This window comes from Halomonas alimentaria, from assembly GCF_009902005.1.
Taxonomy (GTDB): domain Bacteria; phylum Pseudomonadota; class Gammaproteobacteria; order Pseudomonadales; family Halomonadaceae; genus Halomonas; species Halomonas alimentaria.
In genome coordinates, this window is sequence record NZ_WUTT01000001.1 from 305,489 (window position 1) to 325,845 (window position 20,357).

Here is a 20,357-nt window from a genome sequence, read left to right on the forward strand (position 1 = left end):
TGTATGGGGCGATGGCAGGCCCTAGTGGTGGGGGCGCTGGCTGGCGTCGAGCATCTCCCGGGCATGGGCGAGGGTGCGGTCGGAGAGATTGACCCCGCCCAGCATGCGCGCCAGCTCGCCCACGCGGCCGGCCTCGTCGAGCAGCGCCATGCGGGTCAGTGTGGTATCTCCCTCGGCCTGCTTCTCGATATGCAGGTGGCGGTGGGCCTGGGCCGCGACCTGGGGCAGGTGGGTCACGGTCATCACCTGGCCCTGCTCGCCCAGCCGACGCAGCAGCTGACCGACGATTTCGGCGGTGGCGCCGGAGACCCCCACGTCGACCTCGTCGAACACCAGGCTGGGAATGGTGGAGTGGCGGGCCGCCACCACCTGGATCGCCAGGCTGATGCGTGACAGCTCGCCGCCCGAGGCGACCTTTGCCAGTGGGCGTGCCGGCTGGCCGGGGTTGGCACTGATCAGGAAGCGCACCGCGTCGAGCCCCTCGGCGGCGGGCGCCTCGCGCTCGCTGACTTCCACCTCGAAGCGCGCCTTGCCCATGGCCAGAAAGGCGAGCTGCTCCTGCACCGCCTCGCCGAAGCGGCCGGCGGCCTGGCGGCGGGCCTCGCCCACCTCCCGGGCCAGGCGCTTCCACGCCTCGCGCAGCGCCTCGACCTCGGCGGAGAGGGCGTCCAGGTCCTGGTCGCCCTCTTCCAGTGTCGCCAGTTCGGCCTGCAGGCGCTGATGCAGGGCCGGCAGCTCCTCGGGCATCACGTGGTGCTTGCGCGCCAGGCGGTGTACGTCGCCCAGGCGCTCGTCCACCCAGGCCAGGCGCTCCGGGTCGAGCTCGGTGTCCGCGGCGAGGTGGGAGAGCTCCCGGGCCGCCTCCTCGACCTGGATGCGCGCCTCGCCGAGCATGCCCAGCGTCTCGCCCAGGCGACCTCGCTCGCAGCCGGGCAGCGCCTCGAGGCGGCCGATCGCCTGGGTGAGCAGGCTGATGGCGCCACCCTCGTCATTGTCACAGCACTCGCTGGCGAACTGCGTCTCGCGCAGGCGCTCCTCGGCGTGGGCCAGCTCCTCCTGCTCCTCCTCGAGGGCCTTCAGCTCACCCTCGGCGAGCCCCAGCTGGTCGAGCTCCTCCACCTGGTAGCGCACCAGCTGGCGGCGGGCGTTCAGCTCGTCGCCATCCTCGGCCAGGCGCTTGAGCCGGCGGCGAGCGGCCTGCCAGGCGCGGAAGGTCTCGGCCATCTCGGCTACCGCCTCGCGGTGACCGGCGAAGTCGTCGAGCAGCCGCAGATGGGTCTCCTCGCGCAACAGCTGCTGGTGGGCGTGCTGGCCATGCACCTCGATCAGGTGCTCGCCCAGGGCGCGCAGGTCGGCCACGGTGGCCGGCTGACCATTGATCCACGCCTTGGAGCGTCCGCTGGCACTGACCACCCGCCGCAGCAGGCAGTCATCGTCGGGCAGCTCCCGGGCGGCCAGCCAGGCACGAGCCTGGGGCAGGTCGGCGATATCGAAGCGAGCGGAGAGGTCGGCGCGATCGCGGCCGTGGCGCACACTGGCGGCATCGGCGCGCTCACCCAGGCACAGGCCCAGGGCGCCGAGCAGGATCGACTTGCCAGCGCCGGTCTCGCCGGTGATGGCGGTCATGCCGCCGGCGAGTTCCAGCTCGAGATGGTCGACGATGGCGAAGTCGCGAATGGCAAGTTCCGTGAGCATGTTGCCTCCCCGTCGGGCCTGTTATCGGGCACATGTTCATTCATACATGATGTGAGTGTTTATACAGTAGTCCAGGATTTCCGACAATGCACGGCAGACTCGTCTCGCCCGATGCCTTGAGTTCCGCGGCGACGTCCCCATATAGCGGGCATAACCGTTACACGTCCACATTCATCATCTTGCATCGGCGATCACAGGTCGCCGCATCTGAATTTCACAGAAGAGCTTCAGGAGAGACCCCATGGCCAAAGATCCCCAGACCCCGCTGGACGAGGAGCTCAAGCGCCAGGAGGAAGAGGCGGAGCCCCAGGCCGAGCCGCAGCCCGTGGAGGGTGAGCTGGAGGAGGTTGCCGAGGCCGCCGATCAGGCGGAGCAGGCCGCAGCGTCCGGCGACAATCCCGAGGCCGAGGTGCTGGCCGCCCGCGTCGAGGAGCTCGAGCAGAGCGTGGCCGAGGCCAAGGACCAGGCGCTGCGCGCCGCCGCCGAGGCACAGAACGTGCGCCGCCGCGCCGAGCAGGAGGCCGAGAAGGCCCGCAAGTTCGCGCTGGAGAAGTTCGTCAAGGAGCTGCTGCCGGTGGTCGACAGCCTGGAGAAGGCGCTCGAGGCGATGTCAGATGAGGCCAGCGAGGCCCACCTGGAGGGGGTCTCCATGACCCTCAAGATGCAGCTCGACGTGCTCGGCAAGTTCGGCGTCGAGGTGGTGGATCCCGCTGGCGAGCCCTTCGACCCGCAGTACCACGAGGCCATGGCCATGGTGCCCAACCCTGAACTCGACCCCAACAGCGTGATGGAGGTGGTTCAGAAGGGCTACCTGCTCAACGGCCGCCTGGTGCGCCCGGCCATGGTGGTGGTCAGCCAGGCCGCCGGCTGAACGGCAACAATTCCGGGGCGCGGGGCTTGAAATGCTTCCCACGGCCCCCAGATAGATGGCAACTCCGCGGCGAAGGCCGCTGAACACGACTCCTGAATACATCACACGACTTCGAGGATTTCCTATGGGACGCATCATCGGAATTGACCTTGGCACCACCAACTCCTGCGTGGCCGTGCTCGACGGCGACAGCGCCAAGGTGATCGAGAACGCCGAGGGTACCCGCACTACGCCCTCCATCATCGCCTACACCGAGGACGGTGAGACCCTGGTGGGCCAGGCGGCCAAGCGCCAGGCGGTCACCAACCCCGAGAACACCCTGTACGCCATCAAGCGTCTGATCGGTCGTCGCTTCAAGGACGACGTGGTCCAGAAGGACATCAAGATGGTGCCCTACACCATCACCGAGGCAGACAACGGTGACGCCTGGGTCGAGGTGAAGGGCAAGAAGCTGGCACCGCCCCAGGTCAGCGCCGAAGTGCTGAAGAAGATGAAGAAGACCGCGGAAGACTACCTGGGTGAGGAAGTCACCGAGGCGGTCATCACCGTGCCGGCCTACTTCAACGACAGTCAGCGCCAGGCGACCAAGGACGCGGGCCGCATCGCCGGCCTCGAGGTCAAGCGCATCATCAACGAGCCCACCGCGGCGGCGCTGGCCTACGGCATGGACAAGTCGCGCGGCGACAAGACCATCGCGGTCTATGACCTGGGCGGCGGCACCTTCGACATCTCCATCATCGAAGTGGCGGACGTCGACGGCGAGACCCAGTTCGAGGTGCTGGCCACCAACGGCGACACCTTCCTGGGCGGCGAGGACTTCGACCTGGCACTGATCAACTACCTGGTCGACCAGTTCAAGAGCGACAGCGGTATCGACCTCTCCGGCGACAACCTGGCCATGCAGCGCCTCAAGGAAGCCGCCGAGAAGGCCAAGATCGAGCTCTCCAGCGCCCAGCAGACCGACGTCAACCTGCCCTACATCACGGCGGACAACACCGGTCCCAAGCACCTCAACGTCAAGGTGACCCGCGCCAAGCTGGAGTCGCTGGTCGAGGAGCTGGTCAAGCGCTCCCTCGAGCCGTGCAAGACCGCGCTCAAGGATGCCGGCCTCTCCGCCTCCGAGATCGATGACGTGATCCTGGTCGGCGGCCAGACCCGCATGCCCATGGTGCAGAAGTCCGTGGCCGACTTCTTCGGCAAGGACGCCCGCAAGGACGTCAACCCGGATGAAGCCGTGGCCGTGGGCGCCGCGATCCAGGGCGGCGTGCTGGGCGGCGACGTCAAGGACGTGCTGCTGCTCGACGTCACACCGCTGACCCTGGGCATCGAGACCCTGGGCGGCGTGATGACCCCGCTGATCGAGAAGAACACCACCATCCCGACCAAGAAGACCCAGACCTTCTCGACCGCGGATGACAACCAGACCGCCGTGACCATCCACGTGCTGCAGGGCGAGCGCAAGCAGGCGGGGGGCAACAAGTCGCTGGGCCGCTTCGACCTGGCCGACATTCCGCCGGCACCGCGCGGCGTGCCGCAGATCGAGGTCGCCTTCGACCTGGACGCCAACGGCATCCTCAACGTGTCCGCCAAGGACAAGGCCACCGGCAAGGAGCAGTCCATCGTCATCAAGGCCTCCAGCGGCCTCTCCGACGACGAGATCGAGCAGATGGTCCGCGACGCCGAGGCCCACGCCGACGAGGACAAGAAGTTCGAGGAGCTGGTGCAGCTGCGCAACCAGGCCGACGGCATGGTCCACGCCGCACGCAAGACCGTGGAAGAGGCCGGCGAGCACGCCAGCGACGAGGAGAAGGAAGCCATCGAGAGCGCCGCCAAGGAGCTCGAGGAGGCGATCAAGGGGGATGACAAGGACGACATCCAGGCCAAGCTCGACAAGCTGACCGAGGCCTCCGGCAACCTGGCGCAGAAGATGTACGCGGCCCAGGCAGAGGCTGGCCAGCAGGCTGGTGGCGAAGCCGGTGACGCCGGTGCCAAGCCGGAAGATGACGTGGTCGACGCCGAGTATGAAGAAGTCAACGACGACCAGAAGAAGCAGTAAACCACGCATCTGAACTACGCATCTAAGCCATGGATGACACCAGCGCGGGGGCCTGACTCCCGCGTTGGTGTTTCCGAGGGACCGCGACGGAGGCGGACAGACCCATGTCCAAACGCGACTATTACGAGGTACTGGGCGTAGAGCGCGGTGCCGATACCAAAGACATCAAGAAGGCCTACCGCCGGCTCGCCCAGAAGTTTCACCCCGACCGCAACCCGGATGACGAGAGTGCGGCGGAGAAGTTTCGTGAGGTCTCCGAGGCCTACGAGGTGCTCAGCGACGGCGAGAAGCGCGCCGCCTACGACCAGTTCGGCCATGCCGGCGTGGATGGTCAGGCCGGCGGCTTCGGCGGTGGTGGCTTCGGTGGCGCCGGGGCCGGTGGCTTCAGCGATATCTTCGGCGATGTGTTCGGCGATATCTTCGGCGGCGGCGGTGGCCGGCGGCACCCTAACGCCCCGGCCCGGGGCAGTGACCTGCGCTACAACCTCGAGCTTGACCTCGAGGACGCCGTGGCTGGCACCAGTGTGGATATCCGCGTGCCGCGCCACGTGGAGTGCGAGCGCTGCGACGGCGACGGCGCCGAGCCGGGCTCCAGCAAGGAGACCTGCCCGACCTGTGGCGGTCACGGCCAGGTGCGCATGCAGCAGGGCTTCTTCGCCGTGCAGCAGACCTGTCCGACCTGCCATGGCTCCGGTCAGCACATCAAGGTGCCGTGCCACAAGTGCCACGGCGAGGGCCGGGTACGCGAGACCCGCACGCTGTCGGTGAAGATCCCCGCCGGCGTGGATACCGGCGACCGCATTCGCCTCAACGGCGAGGGCGAGGCCGGCATCAACGGTGGCCCGCCCGGGGATCTCTACGTGCAGGTGCACCTCAAGCCGCACCCGATCTTCCAGCGCGACGGCCGCAACCTGCAGTGCGAGGTGCCGATCAACTTCGTCGACGCAGCGCTGGGTGGCGAGCTGGAAGTGCCGACCCTGGGTGGCCGGGTCAAGCTGAAGATCCCGCCCGAGACCCAGACCGGCAAGCTCTTCCGCCTGCGTGGCAAGGGCGTCAAGCCGGTGCGTGGCGGCGCCCCGGGCGACCTGATCTGCAAGGTGGTGGTCGAGACCCCGGTGAAGCTCAAGGAGGAGCAGAAGGAGCTGCTGCGCCAGTTCCAGGAGAGCCTGGGCGGCACCAACAGCGCCCACCACTCGCCCAAGAAGAGCGGCTTCTTCGACGGCGTGAAGAAGTTCTTCGAGGACATGAAGCCCTGACGCTATCCCCCCAGCGGCTCGCTCCTCGAGGCGTTCCAGGAGACCCCGGCATCGCGAGATGCCGGGGTCTTCGTGTATGGGGCTCAGCGCTGCAGGTGTGCCAGGCGCCAGGCCAGCGCCTCCCGGTCGGGCTGCCAGCGCGGGTCGCGGGGCAGCACCAGTGGTTGTTCGTCGAGTTCGCACAGCCAGCGGCTGTCGGGCACCAGTGCATCCACTGTGGGGCTGACGTGCCAGCGATGATCCGGCCCCGGGGCGATCAGGTGGTTGTCCATGGCCCAGTGCAGGTTGGGTGTGAGTGCCACGCCGTTGCTGGGGCGGTCATCCTGGCTCTCGGCGAAGGGCACCAGGTGGGCCGCCTCCACCAGGTAGCGGTAGTCGGGGGTGATATAGCGTAGCCGGCTCGCCGCACAGCGGTAGTCATAGGCTTCCAGGACCAGCGAGCGGAAGGCGGCGGAGCGGGCCTTGGCCTGCTGAGGTGAAACGGGGCTTGAGCCCTTGAGTTGCTCCGGCGACTTCTCGTAGGAGCCGCTGGCAAAGGCTTCGTCCAGGTAGTCATGCAGCTTTGCCTGGGTGTCCGGGCTCCATGCGAAATAGCGGGTGATCAGGTGTGCACCTGCCTCGCGGGCGGCCTGCTCGCTGCCGAGCCTCGCCAGCAGTTCCGGGTGCAGCCTGGCAGCGCCGAAGCGCTTGAGCAACTGGTCGAGTGATCGCGGTGCACCCAGTTGGTCGACGACACCGGCCAGAGTTGGAGAGAGTTCGGGCTGCCAGAGTGAACCGGCTGCGCCGTCCGGCCCCTTGTCGCTGGCAAGAAACCACAGCGGCAACCAGGGCCGCGCTTCGTGGCGCGAGCCGGCTGCGAGCTCATACAGCTCGTGATAGCGGCTGATCAGGCGAGTGTCGATGACTACCCGGGGCGAGGTGATATGCCCTGCCTGGATCTCGCAGATGATGGCCAGCATCAGGCAGGGCTTGTTGGGGGCGGGGTTGCCTCGGCTCTGCCCGACCCTCAGCCGTGTCAGGCAGCCAAGCGCATCGACCATGGTGCTCTCTCCTTCGTCCTTGAGTGGTGACGGCTCCCAACGTTACCACGCCGTCGGCAGGGCGGGCCTCTCGCACAAAAGCGCAGAGGCGGTTCGTCAATGCTGTTGAAAGAAGCCGCTTGGCGGCGAGGGTGGTGTCGTCATAGTCTGGTAGTCCGACATTTCTGCAGGAGGAGAGCGCCATGCCCATTTCACGCGCCGAGCTGCACGCCGACGATGCGGCAGCCCTGATCGATCAGCTGTGCGAGCGCTGGTCGGACGCCAAGGAGGTGGACCGTTCCGCCGACCCGGTGCGGGTCGATTTCGAGAACGGCAGCTGCTACCTGCAGGCGCAGCCGGACAAGCTGCTGGTGGTGGTGGAGGCCGTCGATGACGAGAGCCACGACCAGCTGGAGGGCCAGGTGGATCACGCCCTGGATACCCTCAAGGGTGTCGAACTGGATATCGTCTGGGAGGCGTGAGCCGGAGCGTTACCTCCCGCGGCGCCCACCTCGGCATGCTGCTGTGGGCGGCCCTGGTGGGGCTCTCCTTTCCCGTCGTGGGGCTGATGAGCGAACTGCCGCCACTGCTGCTCACCGCCCTGCGTTTCGCCATCGCCTGTGCCGGCCTCTTCGTGCTGGCCAGGCGCTCGCCTGACTTCCTGCCCCGGGGGCGGAGCCTGCCGCTGTATGCGCTGATGGGGCTCTGCCTGGCCGGCTTTTTCTCGGCCATGTTCTGGGCCGCGCACCACGCCACGGCGCTCACCATGGCAACCCTGCATGTCACGGTGCCGCTGCTGGCCTTCCTGCTGGGGCTGGGCTTCGGCGTGGAGCGGCTGGCCTGGCGCCTGCCGCTGATCCTGGGGCTGGGGGCGGCGGGGGCGCTGGGCCTGGCCTTCGCCGAATCCCTGGTCCAGGGCGGGCGCCTGCAGTTCGGCATCGGCGAGGCGGTGTTCTTCCTGGGCTGCCTCTCCACGGCGCTCTATCCGGTGCTCAGCCGCTGGGGGCTGGCCAGTGGCCGCCTGCCGGAGTCGGCGGCGGTGCGCACCTTCTGGAGCCTGGGGCTGGGTGGCCTGCTGGTTGGCCTGGCCGGCCTTGCCATCGAGCCGGTGGGGCGCCTGGCGGCCATGCGTGCCACGGACCTGGCGTTGCTGGTCTATCTGGGGCTCTGCTCCAGCGCCCTGACCTTCTGGCTGATGCAGCGGGCCACCGCGGTGCTCACCCCGGGTGTGGTCACCGCCTACGGCTATCTGGTGCCCTTCGTCTCCATGCTGCTGCTGTTCCTGCGTTCGCCGCAGCATATCGGCTGGGTATGGCTGCCGGGAAGCCTGATGGTGCTCGTGGCGATGGCGCTGCTGATGCGTGGTGACGTCAGGGTGGGCGGCTGACGGCGGCTCGCCTCTGGTATACTGGTGTGCATTGTCGAGCCGCTATCGTTTCTAAAGGAGCCCTCATGACCCGAATCGCCATCGTCGGTGTCGCCGGCCGCATGGGCCGCACCCTGGTCAATGCCGTTCAGCAGGATGACGGCGCCACCCTGGCGGGGGGCAGCGTTGAGCCGGGCAGTTCGCTGGTCGGTGCCGATATCGGCGAGCTGGCCGGGGTCGGCCGGGTGGGTGTGGCCGCGGTGGACGCGCTGGACGCCATCGTCGATGACTTCGATGTGCTGATCGACTTCACTGCCCCCCGGGTGACGCTTTCCAACCTGGCGTTCTGCGCCGCCCACGGCAAGCGCATGGTGATCGGTACCACCGGGCTCTCCGACGAGGAGCTGGCCGAGCTCGACGCCTTCCGTGAGCAGCTGCCCTTCGTCTTCGCCCCCAACATGAGCGTGGGGGTGAACCTGACCCTCAAGCTGCTGGAGACCGCGGCCCGGGCGCTGGGCGACGAGGGCTACGATATCGAGGTGATCGAGTCCCACCACCGCCACAAGGTGGATGCCCCCTCCGGCACCGCGCTGAAGATGGGCGAGGTGGTGGCCGAGAGCCTGGGCCGCACCCTCAAGGAGCATGGCGTCTTCGAGCGGGTGGGGCAGTGCGGGCCGCGCAGCGACAAGGAGATCGGCTTCGCCACCGTGCGCGCCGGGGATATCGTCGGCGAGCACACGGTGATGTTCGCCACCGAGGGCGAGCGCATCGAGATCACCCACAAGGCCTCGAGCCGCATGACCTTCGCCAAGGGGGCGGTGCGCGCCGCGCGCTGGGTGGCCGGTCAGGACAAGGGGCGCTACGCCATGCAGGATGTGCTCGGTCTCGACTAAAGGGGTAGTCGAAGGGCGGAGTTTCCTGTAATATCCCCAAAATTTTGGCCGGGCGCCTGGGCGAAAGCCCAACACAGCGCTTGTTGCTTCGGCCCTTTGTTCTGAGCGAACCAGCTCTGAGCACATCAGTTCCGAGCGAATGACAACAAGCGGGATGAAACCGGTCACCATCGGGTTTCGTCCCGCTTTTTTGCGGGCCGGCCATCGGTAAGCAGTATGCATTGACGAGCTGTCTCGATAGCTCTCTAAAAAACCTGGGAGGACGTTGCATTGAACAGACCCGCGATACTGGCCCTGGAAGACGGCAGTGTGTTTCACGGCACGGCCATCGGTGCCGATGGACAGACCAGCGGTGAGGTGGTGTTCAATACGGCCATGACCGGCTATCAGGAGATCCTGACCGACCCCTCCTACACCCGACAGATCGTCACCCTGACCTACCCCCATATCGGCAATACCGGCGTCAACGCCGAGGATGTGGAGTCGGGGGCCATCGCCGCCGCCGGCCTGGTGATCCGCGACCTGCCGCTGCTGGCCAGCAGCTTCCGTTGCGAGCAGACCCTCTCCGACTACCTCAAGGGCCAGAACGTGCTGGGCATCGCCGAGATCGATACCCGCCGTCTGACGCGCATTCTGCGCGACAAGGGCGCCCAGAACGGCGCGATCCTGGCCGGCAGCGAGGCCGAGGGCGAGGACGCCGAGGAGCGCGCCCTGGCCGCCGCCCGCGCCTTCCCGGGCCTCAAGGGCATGGATCTGGCCAAGGTGGTCTCCTGCCAGAGCCCCTACGATTGGAGCGAGGGCGAGTGGGCCCTGGGTCAGGGTTACGCCGACACCACCCAGGGTGAGCGCCCCTTCCACGTGGTCGCCTACGACTTCGGCGTCAAGCGCAACATCCTGCGCATGCTGGCCTCCCGCGGCTGCCGCCTGACCGTGGTGCCGGCCCAGACTCCGGCGTCCGAGGTGCTGGCCATGGCCCCCGACGGCATCTTCCTGGCCAACGGCCCCGGCGACCCCGAGCCCTGCGACTACGCCATCAAGGCGATCCAGGAGATCCTCGAGACCGAGATCCCGCTGTTCGGCATCTGCCTGGGCCACCAGCTGCTGGCCCTGGCCAGCGGAGCGAAGACCGTGAAGATGAACCACGGCCACCATGGTGCCAACCACCCGGTTCAGGACCTCGACACCGGCCATGTGATGATCACCAGCCAGAACCACGGCTTCGCCGCCGACGAGGCGAGCCTGCCGGCCAACCTGCGGGCCACCCACCGCTCGCTGTTCGACGGCACCCTGCAGGGGATCGAGCGCACCGACCGCCCGGCCTTCAGCTTCCAGGGTCACCCGGAGGCGAGCCCCGGGCCCCGGGACGTCGCGCCGCTGTTCGATCGTTTCGTCGAGATGATGCGGTCCCGCCAGGCCTGAGCCTGGGGAATCGCCACACTCACGTCGCCACTCGTCACCCTTTTCAGCGGGAAGCACCATGCCCAAGCGTACCGACATCCAGAGCATCCTGATCATTGGCGCCGGCCCCATCGTCATCGGCCAGGCGTGCGAATTCGACTACTCCGGCGCCCAGGCCTGCAAGGCGCTGCGCGAGGAGGGCTACCGGGTCATCCTGGTCAACTCCAACCCGGCCACCATCATGACCGACCCGGCCATGGCCGATGCCACCTATATCGAGCCGATCACCTGGCAGGCGGTGGAGAAGATCATCGAGGCCGAGCGCCCCGACGTCATCCTGCCCACCATGGGCGGCCAGACCGCGCTCAACTGTGCGCTGGAGCTGGACAAGCACGGCGTGCTGGCCAAGTACGGCGTGGAGATGATCGGCGCCAACGCCGACGCCATCAACAAGGCCGAGGACCGCGACCTCTTCGACCAGGCCATGAAGCGCATCGGCCTGGAGTGCCCCAAGGCCGAGGTGGCCCACAGCATGGAAGAGGCCTGGCGCATCCAGGGGGATCTGGGCTTCCCGGTGATCATCCGCCCCTCCTACACCATGGGCGGTTCCGGCGGCGGCGTGGCCTACAACAAGGAGGAGTTCGAGGAGATCTGCCAGCGCGGCTTCGAGCTCTCCAACAACCACGAGCTGCTGATCGACGAGTCGCTGCTGGGCTGGAAGGAGTACGAGATGGAGGTCGTTCGTGACAGGAACGACAACTGCATCATCGTCTGCGCCATCGAGAACTTCGATCCCATGGGTGTGCACACCGGCGACTCCATCACCGTGGCCCCGGCCCAGACGCTGACCGACAAGGAATACCAGATCATGCGCGACGCCTCGCTGGCGGTGCTGCGCGAGATCGGCGTCGAGACCGGCGGCTCCAACGTGCAGTTCGGCATGGATCCGAAGACCGGGCGCATGGTGGTCATCGAGATGAACCCGCGGGTGTCGCGCTCCTCGGCGCTGGCCTCCAAGGCCACCGGCTTCCCGATCGCCAAGATCGCCGCCAAGCTGGCCGTGGGCTACACCCTGGACGAGCTTTCGAACGACATCACCGGCGGCCAGACCCCGGCCTCGTTCGAGCCCTCCATCGACTACGTGGTCACCAAGATTCCGCGCTTCACCTTCGAGAAGTTCCCCCAGGCCAACGACCGCCTGACTACCCAGATGAAGTCGGTGGGCGAGGTGATGGCGATCGGCCGCACCTTCCAGGAGTCGCTGCAGAAGGCGCTGCGCGGCCTGGAGACCGGCAACGATGGCCTGGACCCCAAGGTGACCCGCTTCGATGCCGATGGGATGGCCCATATCAAGGGTGAGCTGCAGGCCGCCGGGGCCGAGCGCATCTTCTTTATCGCCGATGCCATGCGCGCCGGCATGACGCGCGACGAGATCTTCGCGCTGACCAATATCGACCCCTGGTTCCTGGTGCAGCTCGAGGACCTGATCGCCACCGAGGGCGAGGTCGCCAAGCGCTCGCTCTCCGAACTCGACGCCCGCGAGCTGTTCCGCCTCAAGCGCAAGGGCTTCTCCGACGCCCGCCTGGCGTCGCTGCTCGGTGTCTCCGAGAAGGAGTTCCGCAAGACGCGTCAGAAGGCCGGTATCCGTCCGGTCTACAAGCGGGTCGACACCTGTGCCGCCGAGTTTGCCTCGGACACCGCCTACATGTACTCCACCTATGAGGAGGAGTGCGAGGCGGAGGTCTCCGACCGCCAGAAGATCATGGTGCTGGGCGGTGGGCCCAACCGCATCGGCCAGGGCATCGAGTTCGACTACTGCTGCGTCCACGCCGCCTTCGCCATGCACGATGACGGCTACGAGACCATTATGGTCAACTGCAACCCGGAGACCGTCTCCACCGACTACGACACCTCGGATCGCCTCTACTTCGAGCCGGTGACCCTGGAGGACGTGCTGGAGATCGCCGACAAGGAGCAGCCGGTCGGCGTGATCGTGCAGTTCGGCGGCCAGACCCCGCTGAAGCTGGCTCGCGAGCTGGAGGCCGCCGGCGTGCCGATCATCGGCACCACCCCGGATGCCATCGACCGCGCCGAGGATCGCGAGCGCTTCCAGCAGATGATCGACAAGCTGGGTCTCAAGCAGCCGCCCAATGCCACCGCGCGCAGCTTCGAGGAGGCCTTCGCCAAGGCCGAGACGATCGGCTACCCGCTGGTGGTGCGACCCAGCTATGTGCTGGGCGGGCGCGCCATGGAGATCGTCTACGACGCCTCCGAGCTCGAGAACTACATGACCCACGCGGTCAAGGTCTCCAACGACTCGCCGGTGCTGCTCGACCACTTCCTCAATGCCGCCGTCGAGATCGATATCGACGCGGTCAGCGACGGCCAGCAGGTGGTGATCGGCGGCATCATGCAGCACATCGAGCAGGCCGGCGTACACTCCGGTGACTCTGCCTGCTCGCTGCCGCCCTACTCGCTGCCCGCCGAGGTGCAGGACGCGATGCGCGAGCAGGTCCGCCAGATGGCGGTGGAGCTGGGCGTCAAGGGGCTGATGAACGTGCAGCTGGCCTGGCAGGACGGCGAGATCTACATCATCGAGGTCAACCCGCGCGCCTCGCGTACCGTGCCCTTCGTCTCCAAGTGCATCGGCACCTCGCTGGCCCAGATCGCCGCGCGCTGCATGGCCGGTACCACCCTCGCGGAGCAGGGCTTCACCCGCGAGATCGTGCCGCACTTCTTCAGCGTCAAGGAGGCGGTCTTCCCGTTCAACAAGTTCCCGGGGGTCGACCCGATCCTGTCGCCGGAGATGAAGTCCACCGGTGAGGTGATGGGCAGCGGAGACACCTTCGCCGAGGCCTTCTACAAGGCGCAGCTGGGGGCCGGCGAGGCGATTCCGCCGCTTTCCGGGCCGCGCAAGGCGTTCCTCTCGGTGCGTGAGCCGGACAAGGCGGGTGTTATCGGGGTGGCCCGTTCTCTGATAACATTGGGCTTTACACTGTGCGCGACCGGCGGTACCGCGGCGGCCCTGAAGGCCGAGGGTATCGACGTCGAGGTCGTGAACAAGGTCTTTGAAGGCCGCCCGCATATCGTCGATCTGCTCAAGAACGACGAGATCGCCTATATCGTCAATACCACCGAGGGTCGCCAGGCGATCAACGACTCCTCGGTGATCCGTCGCACCGCGCTTGCCCGCAAGGTTCCCTACGCCACCACGCTGGCGGGGGCGAACGCCGTTTGTCTGGCGCTCGAGTACGGCAACGAGATCACGGTGCGGCGGCTACAGGAATTGCATGCAGGAGCTGCGCAATGAACAAGGTCCCGATGACCGTCGCCGGAGAGTCGCGTCTGCGCGAGGAGCTCGAGCACCTCAAGGGCGAGGCGCGTCCCAGGGTGATCGCCGCCATCGCCGAGGCCCGCGAGCATGGTGATCTCAAGGAGAACGCCGAGTACCATGCGGCCCGCGAGCAGCAGGGCTTTATCGAGGGGCGTATCCAGGAGATCGAAGGCAAGCTCTCCAACGCCCAGGTGATCGATGTCACCAAGCTGCCCAGAACGGGCAAGGTGATCTTCGGCGTTACCGTGGAGCTGCTCAACCTCAACAACGACGAGGAGGTGACCTACCGGATCGTCGGCGAGGATGAGGCGGATATCAAGCAGGGCAGGATCTCCGTGACCTCGCCCATCGCCCGTGCCCTGATCGGCAAGGAGGAGGGTGATGCGGTGGTGGTCAAGACCCCGGGTGGCGACGTCGAGTATGAGATCTCGGGCGTGGAGCACCTCTAGCCCTTCGGGCAGCTGTAAGCCATAAGCTTTAAGCTATAAGAAGAACACCTCCAGCTCAGGTTTGAGCTGGAGGTGTTCTGGTTTTGACTTACGGCTTAAAGCTTACAGCTCTGAGCGGCAGCTCAGCGGCGGCCGTGGTGTCCCTCGTAGCGCTGCACGTTGGAGAGCTTCGGATTGGCCTGGGGGTTGCGCCGGTAGAGCAGCGCCATCTTGCCGATCTTCTGCACCAGCTCGGCGCCGCACGCCTCGATCAGCTCCTCGAGCATGGCGCTGCGTTCGTCGCGTTCCGGCAGGGCGAACTTCACCTTGATCAGCTCGTGGTCGTTGAGGGCCCGGTCGAGCTCCGCCAGCACTCCTTCGGAGATGCCGTTCTCGGAGATCATGACCACCGGGTTCAGGTGGTGACCGATGCTGCGAAATGCTTTCTTTTGTGCCTGTGACAAGCTCATGGTATCTTGCGTCTTCTCGGTTGCGCGCAGCCAGCCATGGTACGCGCAAATCGTCACGCCGAAAACGTCTTCGGTGAAAGCGCCGGACCAACCGGCCATTCTTCGGCGCTTCAGTACCGCATTCCGCTCCGCGCCAGTCACACCCCCGCTACATTCCAGGTGATGCCGTGGCTCGTTCCCGCACCCCATCTCCCGCCTCCAGCAAGCACTCCGCCAGCAAGACCAGCAAGGGCTGGCTGAAGGAGCACTTCGACGACCAGTACGTGCAGCGCTCCTGGCAGGAGGGCTACCGCTCGCGGGCCAGTTACAAGCTGTTCGAGCTCGACGAGAAGGACCGGCTCCTGGCGCCGGGCATGACTGTGATCGACCTGGGAGCGGCGCCCGGCGGCTGGAGCCAGGTAGCGGCCGAGAAGGTAGGCCCCGAGGGGGTGGTGATCGCCTCCGATATCCTCGAGATGGATGCCCTGGCCGGGGTCGACTTCATCCAGGGCGACTTCACCGAGGAGGCGGTCCTCGAGGCGATCCTCGCCACCCTGGGCAGCCGCCCGGTGGACCTGGTGATGTCGGATATGGCCCCCAACATGAGTGGCATGGCCGCCATCGACCAGCCTCAGGCGATGTACCTGGTGGAGCTGGCACTGGACCTGGCCGGCCAGACCCTGCGCCCCGGCGGCACCTTCCTGGCCAAGGTGTTCCAGGGCGAGGGCTTCGATGAATACCTGAAGGCGCTGCGCAGCGCCTTCACGCGGGTGGTGACCCGCAAGCCCGGCGCCTCACGGGCGCGCTCCCGTGAGGTCTACCTGCTGGCCCAGGGCTTTCGCGGCTGAGCCTGAGGAAACCAAGGGGCGCTGGGGGCAAGCCGTAGAGGAGGTCCTACGCCAGGGGTGAGGAGCATTGCTCCGAACGGGCTGGCCAAGGATGGCCAGCACCGGACCTGCAAGCGGAGCGGGACGCGAGAGCGCAGCAGGGCGTCGGTAGCGCCCATGGAGGGGTTCACAGCGCCTCCTCGAAGGCTTGTCGCCAGATCAGCCCCGGACGACAAGCTATCCGCGATAGCCCTGGCCTACCGGGGCGATTGCCGGACAGCGCAGCACAAAGTGTGTCACAGTGCCTGCTGCGGTGGACCGCCCGGCGGGCGGTGGCCGAACGCGGCCGGCTCCTGTAGTGTCCAAGGTGCCAGGTCCCTGCGGCCGACAGATTTCAGATATTGAGGGTAGTCCCTTGAACGATATGGCGAAGAACCTGATCCTGTGGTTGGTCATCGCGGCAGTCCTGCTGACGGTGTTCAACAACTTCAGTGTCGATAGTTCACCTCAGGCGATGAACTACTCCCAGTTCGTCCAGCAGGTGCAGAACGAGCAGGTGCGCAGTGTCACCATCGATGGCTATACCATCACCGGTGAGCGTACCGATGGGTCGCAGTTCCGGACCATCCGCCCCGCGGCGGAGGACCCCAAGCTGATGGACGATCTGCTCTCCAGCAATGTCACCGTGGTGGGCAAGGAGCCCGAACAGCAGAGCCTGTGGATGCGGCTGCTGATCGCCAGCTTCCCGATCCTGCTGATCCTGGCCATCTTCATGTTCTTCATGCGCCAGATGCAGGGCGGTGGTGCCGGCAAGGGCGGGCCCATGAGTTTCGGCAAGTCCAAGGCCAAACTGCTCTCCCAGGATCAGATCAAGACCACCTTCGCCGACGTCGCCGGCTGTGACGAGGCCAAGGAGGAGGTCGAGGAGCTGGTCGACTTCCTGCGCGATCCCACCAAGTTCCAGCGCCTGGGTGGCACCATTCCCCGCGGCGTGTTGATGGTGGGCCCGCCGGGTACCGGCAAGACGCTGCTCGCCAAGTCCATTGCCGGCGAGGCCAAGGTGCCGTTCTTCTCCATCTCTGGCTCCGACTTCGTCGAGATGTTCGTCGGCGTGGGTGCTTCCCGCGTGCGTGACATGTTCGAGCAGGCCAAGAAGCAGGCGCCCTGCATCATCTTTATCGACGAGATCGATGCCGTGGGCCGCTCCCGCGGTGTCGGCATGGGTGGCGGCAACGACGAGCGCGAGCAGACCCTCAACCAGCTGCTGGTGGAGATGGACGGTTTCGAGGCCAACGAGGGCATCATCGTCATCGCCGCCACCAACCGTCCCGACGTGCTCGACCCGGCGCTGATGCGTCCGGGCCGCTTCGACCGCCAGGTGGTCGTGCCGCTGCCCGATATCCGTGGCCGCGAGCACATCCTCAACGTGCACCTGCGCAAGGTGCCGCTGGCCGACGACGTCAAGCCGTCGCTGATCGCCCGCGGTACCCCCGGCTTCTCCGGCGCCGACCTGGCCAACCTGGTCAACGAGGCGGCCCTGTTCGCCGCGCGTCGCAACAAGCGCCTGGTGGGCATGGAGGAGCTGGAACTGGCCAAGGACAAGATCATGATGGGCGCCGAGCGCCGCTCCATGGTCATGACCGAGAAGGAGAAGCTCAACACCGCCTACCACGAGTCGGGCCACGCCATCATCGGCCTGGTGGTGCCGGAGCACGATCCGGTCTACAAGGTGACCATCATCCCCCGCGGCCGCGCCCTGGGCGTGACCATGTTCCTGCCCGAGCAGGACCGCTACAGCCTGTCGCGGCAGCAGATCATCAGCCAGATCTGCTCGCTGTTCGGCGGCCGTATCGCCGAGGAGATGACGCTAGGTCCGAATGGTGTCACCACGGGTGCCTCCAATGACATCAAGCGCGCCACCGAGCTGGCCCACAACATGGTCGCCAAGTGGGGTCTCTCCGAGGAGATGGGGCCGATCATGTACGACGAGGACGAGTCCCACCAGTTCCTCGGCGGCCCGGGCCAGGGCGGCGGCAAGATGAAGTCCGGCGAGACCATCTCCAAACTCGACAAGGAGGTGCGCAAGGTCATCGACGGCTGCTACGCCGAGGCCCAGCGCATCCTCGAGGAGAACCGCGACAAGCTCGACGCCATGGCCGAGGCGCTGATGAAGTACGAGACCATCGACGCCGACCAGCTCAAGGACATCATGGAGGGACGCACGCCGCGTCCGCCCAAGGACTGGGAGGACGGCGACTCCTCCGGCCCCGGTGCCCCGGTGACCGAGTCTCCCCAGGCCGAGGCTACCCCGGATGAGCCGGAACAGGTCGACGGCGACGAGGACGACGACGAGGAGCCGCGGCGGCGGCCCTCCGACCCGCTGGGCGGGCCGGCCGGCTCCTGAGCCCGCCGCGACACTGCCTGTCAGGCGCCCCCGCGGGGGCGCCTTTGCCTTTCTGGTCCACCCCCTTACCCCAGCTAGCCGAGAGAAGATGAACCCGACAGCCTCCCTGATGTGCGGCCGACACCGGCTCGACCTCTCCTATCCCCGCGTCATGGGGATCCTCAACGTCACCCCCGACTCCTTCTCCGACGGCGGCCGCCATGTGGCCCTGGACGACGCCCTGCGCCACGCCGAACGGATGCTGGCCGAGGGCGCGGCGATGATCGATGTCGGTGGCGAGTCGACCCGTCCGGGGGCCGATCCGGTCTCGCCCCAGGAGGAGCTCGAGCGCGTGGCGCCGGTGGTGGAGGCGCTGGTGCGCGAGCTCGACGCCCTGGTCTCGGTGGACACCAGCTGCCCCGAGGTGATGCGCGAGAGCGCGGCGCTGGGTGCGGGAATGATCAACGACGTGCGCTCGCTGGAGCGCGAAGGGGCGCTGGCCGCGGCCATCGGCAGCGGACTGCCGGTGTGCCTGATGCACCGCCAGGGCGAGCCTCGCGACATGCAGCAGGCGCCCCGCTATGATGTGCCTATCGAGGAGGCGGTGGCCGACTATCTTGCCGCCCGCGTCGCCGAGTGCGAGGCGGCCGGCCTGCGCCGGGAGCGCCTGCTGCTCGACCCGGGCTTCGGCTTCGGCAAGACGGTTGAGCATAACCTGCGCCTGCTCCACCGCATGGGTCGCCTCAGCGAGCTCGAACTGCCGCTGCTGGTGGGCATGTCGCGCAAGAGCATGATCGGCAAGGTGCTGGAGCGTCCGGTGGAGGAGCGCCTGCCCGGTGGCCTGGCGCTGTCGACCCTGGCGGTAGAGCGCGGTGCCCGCATCCTGCGTGTCCACGACGTGGCCCCCACCGTGGATGCGGTGAACATGACCTGGGCCGTACTCAAGGAGGGATGCTGATGGCTCGACGCTACTTCGGAACCGACGGGATTCGCGGCACGGTGGGCGAGCCGCCCATCACTGCCGACTTCATGCTCAAGCTGGGCTGGGCCACCGGCCGCGTGCTGGCCTCGCGCAACCCCAAGCGCCGCCACCGGGTGCTGATCGGCAAGGATACCCGTATCTCCGGCTACATGTTCGAGTCGGCCCTGGAGGCCGGGCTCTCTGCAGCGGGGGTGGACGTGGCCCTGCTCGGCCCCATGCCGACCCCGGGCATCGCCTACCTGACCCGCACCTTCCGTGCCGACGCCGGCATCGTCATCTCGGCGTCGCACAACCCCTTCGCCGACAACGGCATCAAGTTCTTCTCCACCGAGGGCGCCAAGCTCGGCGACGAGCTCGAGGCGGAGATCGAGGCGATGCTCGACGAGCCGTTGACCACCGTGGCCGCCGACCGGCTCGGCAAGGCCGCGCGCATCGACGATGCCGCCGGGCGCTATATCGAGTTCTGCAAGTCGACCATTCCCGATCGGGTCAGCCTCGCGGGGCTCAAGGTGGTGCTCGATTGCGCCCACGGCGCCACCTACCACATCGCCCCCAGCGTCTTTCGTGAGCTGGGCGCCGAGGTGAGTCTGATCGGTGCCGCCCCCGACGGCCTCAATATCAACCGCGAGGTGGGCTCCACGCACCCCGCGGCACTGCGTGCGGCGGTGATCCAGCAGGGCGCCGACCTGGGGGTGGCCTTCGACGGCGACGGCGACCGCGTGCTGCTGGTCGACAGCGACGGTCGCGAGATCGACGGCGACGACATCCTCTACCTGATCGCCCGGGACCGCCACGCTCGCGGCGAGCTGGGCGGTGGCGTGGTGGGGACCCTGATGACCAACTTCGGCCTCGCCGCGGCACTGGAGGCGATGGGCGTACCCTTCGAGCGCGCCAAGGTGGGTGACCGCTACGTGATGGAGCGCCTCGCCGCCAACGACTGGCAGCTGGGTGGCGAGTCCTCCGGCCATATCGTCTGCGGCCACGTGCAGACCACCGGCGATGGCATCGTCTCGGCGCTGCAGGTGCTGGCCTTCATGGTGCGCGAGGGCAAGTCGCTGCAACGCCTGCTGGATGGCCTGGAGAAGGCGCCCCAGGCTCTGGTCAATGTGCGCCTCACGCCGGGCAGCGATGCCCGGGCGGTGATGGCCATGCCGGCCCTCCAGGAGACGGTGAGCGAGGTCGAGGGTGAGCTGGGCGACGAGGGGCGGGTGCTGCTGCGACCCTCCGGTACCGAGCCGCTGATCCGGGTGATGGTGGAAGGGCGCCCGCACCTGGACGTGGACGGCCTGGCGCGGCGTCTCGCCGAGCGGGTCGAGGCACTGCTCGACGCCTGAGCGCGCAAGACCACCGGTTGTCTTGACAGGGCCTCTCCTATACCATTTCGCTCCACCTTGAAAGAG

General features: G+C 67.1%; 16 protein-coding genes. 13 read left to right on the forward strand and 3 right to left on the reverse strand.

The window, feature by feature from the left end:
• Positions 1–21 precede the first annotated feature (21 nt).
• The gene (recN, locus tag GRB96_RS01445) at positions 22–1,695 is read right to left on the reverse strand and encodes a DNA repair protein RecN (RefSeq protein WP_161430117.1); all 1,674 of its coding nucleotides are present in this window, start codon (positions 1,693–1,695) and stop codon (positions 22–24) included.
• A 241-nt stretch (positions 1,696–1,936) separates the two neighbouring features.
• On the opposite strand from recN, the gene grpE reads away from it, so the two are divergent.
• From grpE to dnaJ, 3 genes are all read left to right on the forward strand, one after another.
• On the forward strand, positions 1,937–2,566 hold the full coding sequence (gene grpE, locus GRB96_RS01450; protein ID WP_161430118.1) for a nucleotide exchange factor GrpE: 630 nt from the start codon (positions 1,937–1,939) through the stop codon (positions 2,564–2,566).
• 124 nt (positions 2,567–2,690) lie between these two features.
• Positions 2,691–4,622 carry a molecular chaperone DnaK gene (gene dnaK / locus GRB96_RS01455; protein WP_161430119.1) on the forward strand — a complete coding sequence of 644 codons (1,932 nt, stop codon included), beginning with the start codon at positions 2,691–2,693 and terminating at the stop codon, positions 4,620–4,622.
• A gap of 104 nt (positions 4,623–4,726) precedes the next feature.
• Complete coding sequence (gene dnaJ / locus GRB96_RS01460; RefSeq protein WP_161430120.1) at positions 4,727–5,878, forward strand: molecular chaperone DnaJ; 1,152 nt, start codon at positions 4,727–4,729, stop codon at positions 5,876–5,878.
• Positions 5,879–5,961: 83 nt separating this feature from the next.
• Here dnaJ and GRB96_RS01465 read toward each other — a convergent pair whose 3' ends face one another.
• Positions 5,962–6,918, reverse strand: a complete 957-nt coding sequence (locus GRB96_RS01465; protein WP_161430121.1) for an HNH endonuclease — start codon at positions 6,916–6,918, stop codon at positions 5,962–5,964.
• Between the two features lie 182 nt (positions 6,919–7,100).
• Here GRB96_RS01465 and GRB96_RS01470 point away from each other — a divergent pair, with 182 nt between their 5' ends.
• From GRB96_RS01470 to greA, 6 genes are all read left to right on the forward strand, one after another.
• Positions 7,101–7,379, forward strand: a complete 279-nt coding sequence (locus GRB96_RS01470; protein ID WP_161430122.1) for a DUF2218 domain-containing protein — start codon at positions 7,101–7,103, stop codon at positions 7,377–7,379.
• Entirely contained in the window at positions 7,376–8,284 is a 909-nt protein-coding gene (locus tag GRB96_RS01475; protein ID WP_338073996.1) for a DMT family transporter, read from the forward strand. The genes GRB96_RS01470 and GRB96_RS01475 overlap by 4 nt, the downstream gene beginning before the upstream one ends.
• Before the next feature lie 65 nt (positions 8,285–8,349).
• The gene (gene dapB / locus GRB96_RS01480) at positions 8,350–9,156 is read left to right on the forward strand and encodes a 4-hydroxy-tetrahydrodipicolinate reductase (protein WP_161430123.1); all 807 of its coding nucleotides are present in this window, start codon (positions 8,350–8,352) and stop codon (positions 9,154–9,156) included.
• Between the two features lie 270 nt (positions 9,157–9,426).
• Entirely contained in the window at positions 9,427–10,575 is a 1,149-nt protein-coding gene (carA, locus tag GRB96_RS01485) for a glutamine-hydrolyzing carbamoyl-phosphate synthase small subunit (protein ID WP_161430124.1), read from the forward strand.
• Positions 10,576–10,633: 58 nt separating this feature from the next.
• Complete coding sequence (gene carB, locus GRB96_RS01490) at positions 10,634–13,864, forward strand: carbamoyl-phosphate synthase large subunit (protein ID WP_161430125.1); 3,231 nt, start codon at positions 10,634–10,636, stop codon at positions 13,862–13,864.
• On the forward strand, positions 13,861–14,337 hold the full coding sequence (gene greA, locus GRB96_RS01495; protein ID WP_161430126.1) for a transcription elongation factor GreA: 477 nt from the start codon (positions 13,861–13,863) through the stop codon (positions 14,335–14,337). Before carB ends, greA begins: the two co-directional genes overlap by 4 nt.
• Positions 14,338–14,459: 122 nt before the next feature.
• Here the strand turns inward: greA and yhbY are convergent, their stop codons facing one another.
• On the reverse strand, positions 14,460–14,786 hold the full coding sequence (gene yhbY / locus GRB96_RS01500; protein ID WP_161430127.1) for a ribosome assembly RNA-binding protein YhbY: 327 nt from the start codon (positions 14,784–14,786) through the stop codon (positions 14,460–14,462).
• Between the two features lie 167 nt (positions 14,787–14,953).
• Here yhbY and rlmE point away from each other — a divergent pair, with 167 nt between their 5' ends.
• The 4 genes from rlmE to glmM all read left to right on the forward strand — a co-directional run bounded on the left by rlmE (position 14,954) and on the right by glmM (position 20,291).
• Positions 14,954–15,613, forward strand: a complete 660-nt coding sequence (gene rlmE / locus GRB96_RS01505) for a 23S rRNA (uridine(2552)-2'-O)-methyltransferase RlmE (RefSeq protein ID WP_161430128.1) — start codon at positions 14,954–14,956, stop codon at positions 15,611–15,613.
• A 394-nt stretch (positions 15,614–16,007) separates the two neighbouring features.
• Complete coding sequence (ftsH, locus tag GRB96_RS01510) at positions 16,008–17,996, forward strand: ATP-dependent zinc metalloprotease FtsH (RefSeq protein WP_161430129.1); 1,989 nt, start codon at positions 16,008–16,010, stop codon at positions 17,994–17,996.
• A gap of 88 nt (positions 17,997–18,084) precedes the next feature.
• Positions 18,085–18,933, forward strand: a complete 849-nt coding sequence (folP, locus tag GRB96_RS01515; RefSeq protein WP_240894111.1) for a dihydropteroate synthase — start codon at positions 18,085–18,087, stop codon at positions 18,931–18,933.
• Positions 18,933–20,291: a phosphoglucosamine mutase gene (gene glmM / locus GRB96_RS01520; protein WP_161430130.1), complete on the forward strand. Its 1,359-nt coding sequence runs from the start codon at positions 18,933–18,935 to the stop codon at positions 20,289–20,291. Before folP ends, glmM begins: the two co-directional genes overlap by 1 nt.
• Positions 20,292–20,357: the final 66 nt, after the last annotated feature.